10 protein-coding genes are annotated in these 14,271 nt (G+C 67.5%); 4 read left to right on the top strand and 6 right to left on the bottom strand.

The window, feature by feature from the left end; all coding sequences use genetic code 11:
• Positions 1-21 precede the first annotated feature (21 nt).
• From OEJ37_RS27245 to OEJ37_RS27220, 6 genes are all read right to left on the bottom strand, one after another.
• Positions 22-762 carry a response regulator transcription factor gene (locus tag OEJ37_RS27245; protein WP_263347360.1) on the bottom strand — a complete coding sequence of 247 codons (741 nt, stop codon included), beginning with the start codon at positions 760-762 and terminating at the stop codon, positions 22-24.
• A gap of 182 nt (positions 763-944) precedes the next feature.
• The gene (locus OEJ37_RS27240) at positions 945-1,826 is read right to left on the bottom strand and encodes a neutral zinc metallopeptidase (protein ID WP_174420754.1); all 882 of its coding nucleotides are present in this window, start codon (positions 1,824-1,826) and stop codon (positions 945-947) included.
• A gap of 356 nt (positions 1,827-2,182) precedes the next feature.
• Complete coding sequence (locus OEJ37_RS27235; RefSeq protein WP_263347355.1) at positions 2,183-4,207, bottom strand: sigma-54-dependent Fis family transcriptional regulator; 2,025 nt, start codon at positions 4,205-4,207, stop codon at positions 2,183-2,185.
• A gap of 348 nt (positions 4,208-4,555) precedes the next feature.
• Positions 4,556-5,062: an acetone carboxylase subunit gamma gene (locus OEJ37_RS27230; protein ID WP_034180969.1), complete on the bottom strand. Its 507-nt coding sequence runs from the start codon at positions 5,060-5,062 to the stop codon at positions 4,556-4,558.
• A 40-nt stretch (positions 5,063-5,102) separates the two neighbouring features.
• Positions 5,103-7,427, bottom strand: coding sequence for a hydantoinase B/oxoprolinase family protein (locus OEJ37_RS27225; RefSeq protein ID WP_263347351.1), 2,325 nt, complete (start codon positions 7,425-7,427; stop codon positions 5,103-5,105).
• 11 nt (positions 7,428-7,438) lie between these two features.
• The gene (locus tag OEJ37_RS27220) at positions 7,439-9,583 is read right to left on the bottom strand and encodes a hydantoinase/oxoprolinase family protein (protein WP_263347349.1); all 2,145 of its coding nucleotides are present in this window, start codon (positions 9,581-9,583) and stop codon (positions 7,439-7,441) included.
• 430 nt (positions 9,584-10,013) lie between these two features.
• Between OEJ37_RS27220 and OEJ37_RS27215 the strand changes: the two genes are divergently transcribed.
• From OEJ37_RS27215 to OEJ37_RS27200, 4 genes are all read left to right on the top strand, one after another.
• Positions 10,014-10,805, top strand: a complete 792-nt coding sequence (locus OEJ37_RS27215) for an SDR family NAD(P)-dependent oxidoreductase (protein ID WP_263347347.1) — start codon at positions 10,014-10,016, stop codon at positions 10,803-10,805.
• Positions 10,806-10,989: 184 nt separating this feature from the next.
• Entirely contained in the window at positions 10,990-12,042 is a 1,053-nt protein-coding gene (locus tag OEJ37_RS27210) for a LysR family transcriptional regulator (protein WP_263347345.1), read from the top strand.
• Between the two features lie 101 nt (positions 12,043-12,143).
• Positions 12,144-12,830: a DUF4286 family protein gene (locus OEJ37_RS27205; RefSeq protein ID WP_263347343.1), complete on the top strand. Its 687-nt coding sequence runs from the start codon at positions 12,144-12,146 to the stop codon at positions 12,828-12,830.
• An 89-nt stretch (positions 12,831-12,919) separates the two neighbouring features.
• Positions 12,920-14,227 carry an MFS transporter gene (locus OEJ37_RS27200; protein WP_263347341.1) on the top strand — a complete coding sequence of 436 codons (1,308 nt, stop codon included), beginning with the start codon at positions 12,920-12,922 and terminating at the stop codon, positions 14,225-14,227.
• The last annotated feature ends 44 nt before the right edge of the window (positions 14,228-14,271 follow it).

Raw genomic sequence — 14,271 nt, 5'->3', positions numbered from 1 at the left:
GGACCGCGATTATCCGCTGAATCACAGGAACAGCGCCCCGACCAGCTCGGTGCGATTCGACACGCCGAGCTTGCGGTACATGCGCATCAGGTGCGTCTTGACGGTCGGTTGGCCGAGCGCGAGATCGCGCGCGATCTCCTTGTTCGAGCGGCCGTCGCGCACGAGGCGCGCGATCTGTTCCTCGCGATAGGTCAGCCGTTCCTCGCAGCCGATCCGGTGAATCCCGCGCCGCGTGCGCAGCAGCGGGCTCAGCGCGGCTTCGACGACAGGCTGCAGCCGCGCGAGCGCATCGATCTCGCCCGGCGCGAACCGGCCCGCCGTGCTATTTCCAGCCACACCGCCGATCGCTTCACCCATCCCGAAGCGCAGCAACGAAAACGCACCGACCGTGCGGCCCGCGTCGCGCAACCAGATCTCGACGACGTCCGCCACATCGTGCCGCCGCAGGAAACGGGTCCAGTACGCGGACGCCTCGCGCCTTTCGTCAGGCAATTGGGAAGCGAGCGTGACGACCGCGCATTCCCCTGCCGCGCAACGCGACGGATGCAGCGGATCGAGCATCCTGTAGCGCGCGACATAGGTGCGATGCATCGACTCCGGCATCCCGAACAGTTCGAAATCGGCCGGTTCGCCGCTCTGGTCGAGCCGGTAGAACACGATCGCGGACGGGCTCGCGAACGCGTCGAACGCGTCCACGCACGCGCGCAGCGCGCGTTGCCAGTCGGCGGCGCCCTGGTCGGCGGGAACGGATGGGGTCGGCATGGTGGAATCGGCTGGCGGGCGAACGCGTCGAAGTTCGGGCCAGCCTACCGGCGCCGAAAAGCGCCGGTGAGCGCAAATCGGCAAATCGTCCCGGTTCGGCGGATTCGGCCGGTGTAGCCGGTGTAGCCGGTGTAGCCGGTGTGGCAGGGACAATGCGGGCGCGCGACGGCGCGCGCCTTCCGTCAGCGTGCGTTCGCGGCGAACGTATCGCAGGCGCTCACCTCGCCCGCCTGCATCCCGCGCCGCAGCCAGTACACGCGCTGGTCGCTGCTGCCGTGCGTGAAGCTTTCCGGCACGACATAACCCTGCCCTTGCTGCTGCAGGCGATCGTCGCCGATCGCGGCCGCCGCCTTCAGCCCCTGCTCGAAATCGCCGGGTTCCATCAGCCGCTGGTTCGCACGCTGCGCGTTGTTCGCCCACACGCCGGCGAAGCAGTCGGCCTGCAGTTCCATCCGCACCGACAGCGCGTTCGAGCGCGCCTGGCTCGAACGCCTGCGTGCGGCGTCGACCTTGTCGGAAATACCGAGCAGGTTCTGCACGTGATGGCCGACTTCGTGCGCGATCACATAAGCCTGCGCGAAATCGCCTCCGGCGCCGAAGCGCTTGCGCAACTCGTCGTAGAAGCCGAGATCGATATAGACCTTGCGGTCGGCCGGACAGTAGAACGGCCCCATCGCCGTCTGGCCCGTGCCGCATGCAGTCGGCGTCGAGTTCGTGAACATCACGAGCTTCGGCGGCTCGTACTGCGCATGCAGCTGCGTGTTGAACACGCCCGTCCACGTGCGCTCGATATTGCCGAGCACCTTGCGCGTAAACACCGAGCCCGGATCGTTCGCCGGCGCGCCCTGGCGCTGCGCCGGCGCGGGCTGCGCCTGCTGCTGGCGGCCCTGCAGCGCCGATGCGCCTTCGAGCACCACGCGCGGGTCGATCCCGAAGAAATACGACGCGGCCAGCGCAACCACGATCGTGCCGATGCCGATCGTCGCGCCGCGCCCGCCGCCGAAACCGCCGGCGCCCCGGCGATCCTCGACGTTCATGCTTTCTCTTTCGTCGTCCAGCCTCATTGCCGGCTCTCCCTTCCTTGTCGTTGTGCTGACCGGACAGCCCCCGGCAGGCGATTGATTCCCATTGCGGCGGGCAGCGTCAGGCTCGTTATCGCACGGCGGCACCGCCCGGCCAGTCGTGTAGACCCGTTCAGACCTGTCGATACACGACGCACGCGGCACCCGGATGACAAGCTGGCGCACGCGCCATTTTGCCGACCCTGGCGTCTTATCGCAAAAAATATGGAGCATAGAGCGACCGGCCCGGCGACATCGTCATTTTTTGCAAAATGACGGCACGCGCGGCCCGGGAGGGCGAGATGGCCAGAGCGGAAAACCAGCTGGCCCGCCCGCCGCGCGGGCAGGCCAGCCGCGACTTACTTCGCGCGCCCCCGGCCGTCGCTCACTGCGTCGAGCAAGCGATACTTGCGGATCTTTTCATAGAGCGTGCTCTTCGCGATGCCGAGCTGACTCGCCGCCTTCGTCAGGTTGCCGGCATGACGCACAAGCGCACGGCGGATCGATTCCGCCTCGGCCTTCTTCAACGAGTCGCCCGCATCCGGCGCGAGCGTGTCGGCGGGCCGAGCGGCGAATGCGTCGATCGACGCCCCCGCGCCGATCTCGGCAGGCAGCTTGTCGGCCTTGATCACCGGGCTGTCCGACAGCAGCAGCGCCCCCTCGATCGCGTTCCGCAGTTCACGCACATTGCCGGGCCACGGATAGCGCAACAGGCACGCATACGCATCGTCGTCGAACGACCTCGGGGAGAGGCCATAGGACTCGCACAGATGCCCGAGCCAATGCGCAATCAGCGCCGGCAGATCCTCGCCGCGCTCGCGCAAGCTCGGAATCGACACAGTCGTGACCGCGATCCGGTAGTACAGATCCATCCGGAACTGGCCTTTCGCGACGGCGTCCTTCAGATCCCGGTGCGTGGCCGCGACCAGCCGGAAATTCACCCTGCGCGGCGTATTCTCGCCGAGGCGGTAGATCTCGCTCTCCTCCAGCACGCGCAGCAGATGCGGCTGGATGTCGAGCGGCATTTCCCCGATCTCGTCGAGAAACAGCGTGCCGCCATCGGCCGCTTCGATCTTGCCCGCCGCACCGGACTTGCGTGCGCCGGTAAATGCGCCTTCCGCGTAGCCGAACAACTCGCTGGCAAGAAGGTCTCTCGACAACCCGCCGCAGTTGAGCGCAACGAACGGACCGTCGGCGCGATCGCTCGCCTGGTGGATACCCTGCGCGAACAGCTCCTTGCCGACGCCGGTGTCGCCGAGCAGCAGCACCGGCACCCTGGATGGCGCGAGCTGGCGCGCACGATTCACGGCTTCCCGCAATGCGGCGCTGTCGCCGACGATGCGCTCGAACCCTCGCGGCTCGCTGCCGTGCCGTTCCCGTCCGCGCGCGATCGGGACGGCCCCGCGGGGATTCGCGATGCCCGGCGTCACGATCATGTAGCCGAGCACATCCGCGCCGTCCCGCACGGTTTCGATGTGGCTGCGCGACAGCCATGCCGGCGCACTTGCCGGCAGGCGGCCGTCGCCCGCGTAGTGCTCGAGTTCGGGCAGCGCGAACGCCGCGTCGCACCGGATATCGAATCCGAGCCGGCGCAACACCGGAACGACCTGCGCGTTGGCCTTGACGAGTCGGCCGCGCTCGTCGACGACGATCACCGCATCGGCGGAAGACGCACCGAAGCGTGACGCGCAGCGGTCAAGCAGGCTCAGGCGGCGCGCCATGCCCTCCTTCGCGAGCCGGCTTTCGATACGGCCCGCAAGCGACACTGCGAGCGCAAGGCTGTATGGGTTGTAGGTCTGCGCGAGCCCCGAAATGTCGATCACGCCCAATACGTGCCCGTCACGCGGATCCTGGATGACGGTGGCCGAGCAGGTCCAGCGCTTGATGCCCGCGCAAAAGTGCTCCGCGCCATGGATCTGCACCGGCTGCCTGAGCGCAAGTGCGGTGCCGATCGCATTGGTGCCGCAATTCAGTTCGGTCCACTCGCAGCCCGGAATGAGGCCGACCTCGCGCGCAGGCTCGACGATCCGCATGTCGCCCTCCTGCTGGAGGATCATCCCGCTCGGATCGGCCAGCAGCATCACCGTGCCCGTCTGCGAAAGGAAATCCCGGGTCTGCTGCATCAGCGGCAGGCTGGCATCGACGAGGCGACCGTTCGACGTGCGCCACTGCACGAGCCCGTCTTCGTCGAGCGGCGGCGGCGCGCGGTCGACGCCGGGATCGACGCGACTGACGAGACAGCGCTGCCACGAATCGTCGACCACGCCGCGTACGTCGGGCGAGCGCCACTCGCTGCCTGTCACCAGATGCTCCCATGCGGCCATGATGCTCGCGTCATGGTGTGGACTGGGAAACCAGTCCATCGGCGTGCCTCTCTGTTGCATGTCTGTCTCCTGGCGGTTTCGTGACGGCACGAACCGCAAGGCCGTCGCAGCGGCCTTTTTGTCGACTATGTGGGGCGCCCGACCGCAGCCGGCGGCGAGCGTAGCGACTATCGTACTCCGTCCCGGCGCCTCGACGGCCGTCGGGTCACCCACCACCGCAAGCAATGCGCGCGCCAGCCAACGCGCGCCCGCACGGCGTCGCGCGGCCCGGCACGCCGCCGGGAACCGATGGCCGAAAAGAAACCGGCCGTTCGAAAATCGAACGGCCGGAAATCGAACGCTTCCCGCGGACGAGGCAGAAACAAGGCCGGCATAAGCCGGGCCCCGCAGGCAGCCTCAAACATCAGATCATTGCACGCGCTCCGGAACCGGCAGCTTCACCCATTCCGCGTAGAACGCATCGATGTCGGGCTCGAAGTCGTGAATGACCGGGTACCACGGCGTAGGCGCCTCGACGTCGTGCATCGCGCCGCAGGTCGGGCAGTAGTATTCGCGGTAGACCTGCCATTGCGTGTCGGGCGCCATCAGGCGTGGATAGACCTCGTCCATCGCCTCTTCGGATTCGCGCACGAAGATGTTCGCGTGCAGCTTCCAGTTGTCGCGGTAATCGCAGAACACGTGGCCGCAGTCGCACTGTGTGACCCAGTGCTTCGTCGCCCATTGCTGCACGATGTACAGGTGCGGGCCGAGCGGCAGCACGATGCGGTCCTTCCAGCCGAGCTTCTGCTGCAGCGCATCGACATACATCCGGAAGCGCTCGCCGTCCTTCGGCATCGACAGCATGCGCAACGTCGTGTCCCAGTCGAGCTTGCCGTCGACCATGTTCCTGATCTGTTCCTTGGTGTAGGTAGACATCTCCAGTCCTCCATGTGGGTGATAGTGTGCAGGGTCCGGCTTACTCCTCGACCAGCACCACCGTATTGACGTCGGGCATCTTCGACAGGTCCATGCGGAATTTCGAGCCGTAGGTCGGCACGTCGAGCTCGTCCTCGGTGAGCGTCCACGTATCCGGCAGCTCCCAGAACGCGCGGAACTGCTGCTCGAATTTCGTCGACAGGCCGAAGCTCGTCGCGAACATGTGCTGCACCTGGGTCGACGCGTGCTTGAGCAGGATCCGCTCGCGCTCGCCCTTCATCCATTCGCGGGTCGGTTGCGAGCGCGCGAGACGCGCGTTGCGGATCTCGATGCGCTGCAGCGCGGTCGCTTGCGCGTCGACCGTCCAGATGCCGTTGGTATCCCGCGTCGCGACCGCCCCGTAGACCTTCTGCGCGTATTCGGGCAGCAGCACCGCATTGTTGAGATCGCGTTCGATCGCGTCGATCTCGCGGTCGAGCGGATCGCCGAAGCCAGGGCCGCCGCGCAGGTAGTTCAGGTAGAGATCGTAGTTGCTGTAGCAGTCCTCCGTGGTCATGCATTGCTGGTCGCGCTTGACGACCGCGCCGGCGTTCAGGTGGTTTTCGTAATCCGGCAGGTCCGGATTCGTATCGCCGCCGAGCGGCAGGCTTTCGCCGAGCGCGATGCGTTCCTGGATACCCGTGCGATGCGCTTCGAAGCGATAGCCGGTGGCGGGCGGGTAGCCGCCCATCAGGCCCCAGTCGCTGTTCATGTAGCCGTTGCCCATGAAGAACATCGTCCAGTCCTGCGCCTTCCAGACCATGCGCAGCGTCTCGAATCCGCACCCGCCGCGGTACTTGCCGTAGCCGCCCGAATTCGACTTCACGTTGCGGCCGAGGTATAGCAGCGGCTCGGCCATCTCCCAGATCTCGATGTCGCCCATGTCGCCTTCGGGGTTCCAGATCGCGGCCGCGTGATTCAGGCCGTCCTTGATCGCGCACGCGCCGGTGCCGCACGACGAGGCCTCGAAGCTGTTCACCGCATGGATGTCGCCGTCCTGGTTGATCCCGCCGCCCTGCAGCCAATTCGACGTGTTGGCGTTCCCCGCGTTGACTTCCTCGAGATAGCCGCGGCTGAAGTACGCCTGCGACAGCGCGCGCCACATCGCGCTCCAGCCCGACACCAGGAAGTGCCACGCATAAGCGTGCCCGGTGCGGCGGTCGTCCGGGTTCATCCACGCGCCCTTGGGCAGGTGGAATTCAGTGCCGAAATACGCGCCGTCGTTGATGCGCTGCGTCGGCACCAGCGTCTGCGTCATCATCACCCAGATGCCGCTCGTGAACGCGACCTGGTGCGCGTTGTACGAGTGCCAGCCCCAGCGGCTCGCGCCTTCGAAATCGAGACGCCACGAGCCGTCCTTGCGGATCTCCATCTCGACCGGCGAATGCATGATCGAGTCGAGCTTCGCAAACGCCGACGACGTCTGCACGTCCGGATGGTTGTACGGCACGTCGACGAACGCGACCTTGCGATACTTGCCCGGCAGCGTCATCGCCTTGATGCGCGTCTGCAGGCCGCGCCGCCCTTCCTCGATCACCTCGTAGCTGAATTCCTCGTACGCGTCGATGCCCTCCTCGTCGATCACTTCCTCGATCAGGTCGCGAATCATGTGGCAGCCGGCGATACGCGTGCGCTCGTCGAGAATCCAGTACTTCGGCGTACGAACCGATCGCTGGCTCTCGTGCAGCCAGTCGCGCAGCGGCGTGTCGTTCACCCCTGTCTTGCGGCACGTGATCATGTACCCGTCGCCGAAACGCTGCACCTGGCCCGTCGACATCGAGCCCGGCGTCACCGCGCCGGTATCGATCACGTGCGTGACGCCGCCGACCCAGCCGACCAGCTTGCCGTGCGCGAAAATCGGCACGATCGTCGCGATGTCGCACGGGTGGACGTTGCCGATCGAGCAGTCGTTGTTGGTGAACATGTCGCCGGGCTGAATGCCCGGATTGGCTTCCCAGTTGTTCTCGATCATGTACTTGATCGCCGCGCCCATCGTGCCGACGTGGATGATGATCCCGGTCGACGTGAGCACGCAGTCGCCCGCCGCGTTGTAGAGCGTGAAGCACAGCTCCCCTTCCTGCTCGACGATCGGGCTCGCGGCAATCTTCTTGGCCGTTTCGCGCGCATGCACGAGGCCGCCGCGCAGCTTCGAAAACATCTTCTCGTAGCGGATCGGATCGCGCTCGCGCAGCTCGAGCCGTTCGAGACCGTTGTAATGGCCGGTTTGCGCGGTGCGCTCGAGAATGCCGTCGCGAAACTGCTTGAGCGTCTGGCCGTTCTTCAGCAGATCGGCGAAGCCGACTTCCTGGCTGGACATCATGTTCATCGCATGTCTCCTTACTTGACTTCCCTGAGATGGAAGAGGCGGTGCTTGTCGAGCGTGGTGGCGAAGCCCTTCGGGACGACGAACGTCGTCGCGTCGGATTCGATGATCGCGGGCCCCGCGATCTCGTTGCCCGGCTTGAGCGACTCCATTCGCCAGATCGTCGCGTCATGCCACTGCTTGTGCCGATACAGACGCCGCGTGCCGACACGCGCGTCCGTCGGCGGCGTTGGGCCGGCGACAGGGTCTTCCGGCAAGACGGGTTTCTGCGTGACGACCATGCCGCGCATGATCGCGCCCGTGACCGAGAAGCCCAGCTCCGGCGAGCGCGCGGAGCTCGCGTACACGCGGCCGTAGGTGTCTTCGAAGGCCGTCACGATCTTGTCCCAGTCGTCCGCACCGGATGCGCCCGCGATCGGCGATTCGATTTCGAGGTCGTTGAGCTGGCCCATGTACTGCATCCGGAAGCCTGGCCGCAGGATCACGTCACGCTCGCTGAAGCCGTTGATGCGAAACTCGTCGATCACCTTGGCTGTCAGTTCGGCCCATGCCTTCTGGATCGTCTGCGCGGCCCGCGCCTTCTCGGCGTCGGACGCGAGCTGCGGCAGCGCGAGATCGACGCTCTTGTCGTAGCGATACTCGAAATCCGCGCACGCGCAGCCGAAGGCCGAGAAGCCCGCCGCCCATGCCGGCACGACAACATCCTTGAAGCCGAGACCTTCGGTGTAGCCATACGTATGCACCGGCCCCGCGCCGCCATACGAGAAGCACACGAATTCGGTCGGGTTGTAGCCTTTCGCGCTGACGTTCGAGCGCAGGTATTCGCGCAGTTGCAGGTCGAGCAGCTCGATCACGCCGGCCGCCGCATCCTCCACGGAGAGTCCGAGCGGCTCGGCGATCTGCACGCGAATGTGCTCGCGGGCGCGATTCACGTCGAGCTTGATCTGGCCGCCGAGGAAGTTGTCAGGATTCAGGTAACCGAGCACGACATGGCAATCGGACACGGACACCGTCGTCAGGCCGCTGTCGGGCCAGCACGTGCCGACGCGATAGCCGGCGCTGTCCGGCCCGAGCTTGATGGCCCCGCTGTACGGATCGAGCCGCACGAAGCTGCCGGCGCCCGCGCCGACCGAATCCATCGTGACGAGCGGCAGCGACAGCACGAGGCGCGCCATGTCCGGGTCGGACGCGATCGCGAATTTGCCCTTCGTGATGAGCGCCATGTCGAACGACGTGCCGCCGATGTCCGAGCATGCGATGTTGTCGTAGCCGAGTGCCTCGCCGAGGAGCTTCGAGCCGATCACGCCGCCGATCGGCCCCGACACGATGGTGCGCGCCAGCTCCTTCGCTTTCCAGCTGATCGTGCCGCCGTGCGTCGCCATCACGCGCAGGTCGAATTTCGCGCCGTGCTTGCGGAAGCGGTCGCTGACTTTCCTGAGCGTCTGCCGCGACGGCTCGGCCGCATACGCTTCGAGCACCGTCGTGTTCATCCGGTGGCTTTCCTTGCGCTGCGGGTAGTAGTCGACCGATGCGAACACCGGGAGATTGACGCCGCGCGCAGCCAGCTCGTCGCGCACGATGTCCCGCGCCTGGCGCTCGCTCGCCGCGTTCTTGTGCGACTGGAGAAAACAAATGACGATCGCTTTCGCGCCGGCGGCGACGAGCTCCCGCGTGGCCTGCCGCACTTCGTGTTCCCGCAGCGGAATGACGATCTCGCCCTGGACGTCGGTACGCTCGGTGACACCGCGCGTTCGCGACAACGGCACGAGCGGCTCGTCGTAGCGGTGCGTATTCAGGTGGATCCGCTCTTCGAGCGCGTACCCGAGGTAGCTCTGGATCGCCCGCCCCATCAGGTGCACGTGCTCGAAGCCCTTGTTGACGAGCAACCCGACGTCGAGCCCCTTGCGCTGCACGACGCGGTTGAGCATCGCAGTGCCGGAATACACGCAGGTGACGAGTTCCGGATAGACGTCGTCGACGTCGCGTTGCCAATGCGCGAGCGCGTCCTGCGACGAGTTGAAGATCGCGAGTGACTCATCCTCCGGATTGCTTTGCGCCTTGCCGACGACAAACCGTCCGTCCTCGCGCACGAAGAAGGTGTCGGTCATCGTGCCGCCCGCGTCGATGCCCAAGACCTGGACTTGCGAAAGTCCTTCCATGGTGATGTCTCCAATGATTGAAGTCGTGATGAGCCGCGTTCCGGTTCGAGCGAGGTCATCGTTCGACCCCAGACGTCGGCTCATCTGCAAGGAGGCAACAACCGTGCCATTCGGCGGATCCGGCCGGTCGGCGCGCCCCGGCCAAGCCAGGCGGGGCGCTCATCGGATGGAGCGGCTCTTCGTGCAGGTAGCGCACCGCGCGGACGTCCGGATTCCGGACTGGCCTGGCGTCCGAATATCAGTCGGCGCCACCGGCGGGCGATTGCACGCTCGCCCCGGATCCGGAACGGCGGCAACGCGAGCGCCTCGCCGTGCGGCGTTGTGTCACCGCCGATTGTCATCCCTCATTCGCGTTCATCCTTTCGGCTGATATCGGCGCTCGCCCGCACCGCCTAAAGTGGCCGGAAACGCCCCCCTTCCGGAGAACGACATGACGCACCCGCAACCCCGCACGATCGCCATCACCGGCGCTGGCACCGGCATCGGCGCCGCATGCGCGCGCCGCTTCGCCGGCCGCGGCGACCGCATCGTGCTGATCGGGCGGCGTCAGGCGCCGCTCGACGCGCTGGCCGCCGAGACGGGCGGCCTCGCGCTCGCCGGCGACGCCGCGAGCACCGCCGACTGGGCCGGCTTCATGCCGCGGATCGCCGAACGCTTCGGCCGCGTCGACGCGCTCGTCGCGTGCGCGGGCGGGCACGGCATCGGCCGTGCGGACGAAACCGGCGACGCGCAGTGGCGCGACGCAATACACGCGAACCTCGATACCGCGTTCGTCAGCGCGCGTGCGTGCCTGCCCGACCTGATCGCGCAGCGCGGCAGCATCGTGCTGGTCGCGTCGATCGCGGCGCTCGCGGCCGGGCCCGGCGTGTGCGGCTATACGGTCGGCAAGCACGCGCTGCTCGGGCTCGTGCGGTCGCTCGCGCGCGACTACGGGCCGCACGGCGTGCGTGCGAACGCCGTGTGCCCGGGCTGGGTCCGCACGCCGATGGCCGACGCGGAAATGGAACCGCTGATGGCCGCGCATGGCGACACGCTCGACGATGCGTATGCACGCGTCAGCGCCGACGTGCCGCTGCGGCGCGCGGCCGATCCGGACGAAATCGCGGCCGTGTGCGCGTTCCTCGCGTCGCCCGATGCGTCGTTCGTGACCGGCGCGACGCTCGTCGCGGACGGCGGTGCGATGATCGTCGACGTGCCGACGCTCGCGTTCGACAAGCTTTGATGCGAGGGGGCACGCTGCCCGCGTGACGCATCGCTGCGGGCGGCGTTCCGTGCAACGTCCTCGGGAACTCCGACGCCCGCTGCGGCACGTGCGCCGCACCGCCCGCTCGTTTCCCGCGCCGAAAATCCGCTACCATCGACCGACCGCGTGCCCCTCCCGGCGCCACCTCACCGTTCCGACCTCGATGAACATCCGGTTTCTTGAAACCTTCGTCTGGCTCGCGAAGCTGGAAAACTTCCGGCTGACCGCTGAAAAACTGCACACGACACAAGCTGCGGTATCAAGCCGCATCGCGTCGCTCGAAGAAGCATTCGACGTGCGCCTGTTCGACCGCAACACGCGCTCGGCCACGCTCACGCCGGCGGGCCGCCGCATGCTGGCCTATGCGGAGCGGATCGTGCGGCTCGACAGCGAAATGCGGCGCGACATCGACGCAGCGAGCGATGCCGGCCTGATCCGCATCGGCGTGATCGAATCGATCGTGCACAGCTGGTTCCCGGCGCTGATGGCGCAGCTGCGCGAGCGCTATCCGCGGCTCGACGTCGAGATCACGAGCGACACGACGCTGCACCTGATCCGCCTGCTCAGCACCGACGGCGTCGACCTGATCCTGCAGACCGACCCGGTGCCGGGCCCCGACTTCACGAACCTGCCGCTGTGCGAATTCCCGGTGCGCTGGGCCGCGAGCCCGCGCCTCGGGCTCGGCGGCCAGCCGCTCGACGTCGCGCGCCTGGCCGAATTTCCGATCATCAGCTTCTCGCGCCACTCGGGGCCGCACGCGACGATCGAGCGGCTGTTCGCGGCCGTCGAGCGGCCGGCCAGCATCAACTGCATCACGTCGGTCGCCGCGATGATCCGGCTCGTCGCCGACGGCCTCGGCGTGGCCGCGCTGCCGCCCGCGATCATCGGGCGCGAGCTGCACGAAGGCACGCTCGAACTGCTCGACGTCGAACCCGAATTCCCCGCGCTGCCGCTCGTCGCGACGTACCGCAGCCAGGGCCTGCCGGTCGCCGCGCGCATCGCGGAACTGGCAAGCGAAGTCGCACGCGCAATGGCGGCCGCCGCGAGCATCGCGAAGCCGGTCGCACCGGCCAGCCCCGAACCCGTCGACGCATCGCCCGCCCGTACGGCGGCCAAAATAGAAACAAAGACAACTACGAAGGCAACTGCGAAGCGCGCGGCGAAATCCGCGCCGCCCGCCGCCGCCCCGGCAAAACGCCGCCCGCGCCGCTCATAAGAAAACCTGTTCACCGCGAATTTGTTTTCTTGTTGGACGGGCGCGGCCCGTCTTCGGGAAACTGCGGTTCCTGACACACCCCCGTCACGAGGAACCCCGCGATGACCCGCATTTCCCTTCCGCACGGCCAGCTTTGCGTCTGGACGGATATCGACCCCGCGCACGAAGCCGATTTCAACGCGTGGTACGACCGCGAGCACATGCAGGAACGTGTCGCGATTCCCGGCTTCACGCATGCGCGGCGCTTTCGCGCGAACGATGGCGGTCCGCGCCAGTACCTCGCGCTGTACGTGACCGACGCGCTCGATGTGTTCCGTAGCGACGCATACCGGCGCGCGTTCACGCAGCAGACCGCGTGGTCGCTCGCGAACTTCGAGCGCATGACGGGCACGCAGCGGCGCGTCGGCGAACTGACGATCGAGGCCGGCGACGGCGAAGGCGCGCATCTCGCACTGTTCGTGCTGCCGCCGGAACGCATCGACGTGCTGCAACTGCGCGAGCGCTTCGACGCCGCGCTGCGGGAACCGGGCATCCACGCCGCGCGGCTCTTCCGCACCGCGCCCGAGCTGTCCGCGCCGATCGGCGCCGATGCGGCCGCCCGCCCGGCCGCCGACGCGCTCGTGCTGATCGAAGGCAGCGACGCGGCCGCGACACGCCGCGTGGCCGCCGCACTCGCCGGGCACGACGACGTGCGCACCTTCGACCTGCTGTGGCGCGCCGCCGCGCCGCTGCCGGTTGCGCACCACGGCTCCGAAGCCGAACCGGCCGCCGCCGCGTTGCCTGCCTGAACGCCGACGCCGGCCGCGCCGCACCCGCACGCGGCCGACGCGTCGGCCCCGCGCTTGATCCCGTTCTCCGTCACGACAGGCCCGAACCCATGAGCACTCTCGCCCAGCCCGCCGCCCACGCCCCCCGCCGCGTCCGCAACAGCCGACTCGCGACCGCGAGCATGATCGGCACGTCGCTCGAGTGGTACGACTTCACGATCTACAACACGCTTGCCGCACTCGTCTTCAACCACCTGTTCTTCCCGTCGGTCGATCCGCTGGCCGGCACGATCCTCGCGTTCTCGACCTATGCGGTCGGCTATGTGTCGCGCCCGCTCGGTGGCTTCGTGTTCGGCAATCTCGGCGACCGCATCGGCCGCCGCGCGGTGCTGATGCTCACGCTGGTGCTGATGGGCGTGACGACCGCGCTGATGGGCGCACTGCCGACCTACGCGCAGGCCGGCATCCTCAGCCCGATCCTGCTCGTCGCGCTGCGCTTCGTGCAGGGCGTCGCGCTCGGCGGCGAATGGGCCGGCGCGGTGCTGCTGTCGGTCGAGCATGGCGACCAGAAGCGACGCGGGCTGTCCGCGTCGTGGACGCAGATGGGCCCGTCGTTCGGCACGCTGCTCGGCACCGGCTGCATCGCGCTCGTGACGCTGTCGACCACGTCCGCGAACTTCCTGTCGTGGGGCTGGCGCGTGCCGTTCGCGGCCAGCGCGCTGCTCGTCGTGTTCGGCTTCTGGCTGCGGCGCGGCGTCGACGAAACGCCGCAGTTCGAGCAACTCGCCGAATCGCACGCGACCGCCGAGGTGCCCGTCGCCGACGTGCTGAAATACCACTGGCGGCGCCTGCTGATCGCGGGCGGCGCACGGATCGGCTCGGACGTGCTGTATGCGCTGATCGTCGTGTTCACGCTGACCTACGTAACGACCGTGCTGCACCTGTCGCGCCCCGTCGCGCTGACGGCCGTGATGGTCGGCACGGCCTGCAACGCGCTCGCGGTACCGTTCTTCGGCGCGCTGTCGGACCGCTTCGGCCGCCGGCCCGTGTACCTCGCCGGCGCGATCGCCGGTGTCGTGTGGGCATTCGTGTTCTTCGTGATGCTCGATTCGGCACGCCCCGGCGCGATCGTCGCCGCTGTCGCGATCGGCCTCGTGATCCATGCGGTGATGTACGGCCCGCAGGGTGCGTTCGTGACCGAACAGTTCCCGACGCGCGTGCGCTATGCGGGCTCGTCGCTCGCGTACACGCTCGCCGGCATCGTCGGCGGCGGCTTCGCGCCGCTCGTGATCGCCACGCTGTTCCGGCAGACGGGGACTACGACGGCTGTGTCGCTGTACGTCACCGCGTCGCTGGTCGTCACCGCGATCGCGCTGCTCGCCGCGCGCGAGACCGCGCACCGGCCGCTTGCGGATTGAGCGCCGCCGCAAGCCGATTCATTCCTTCGCACTTCAAACGGATA

Origin of the sequence: Burkholderia sp. BKH01 (assembly GCF_025685725.1) — a bacterium.
Classification (GTDB): domain Bacteria; phylum Pseudomonadota; class Gammaproteobacteria; order Burkholderiales; family Burkholderiaceae; genus Burkholderia; species Burkholderia pyrrocinia_C.
This window is presented reverse-complemented; position numbering and strand designations above follow the sequence as displayed.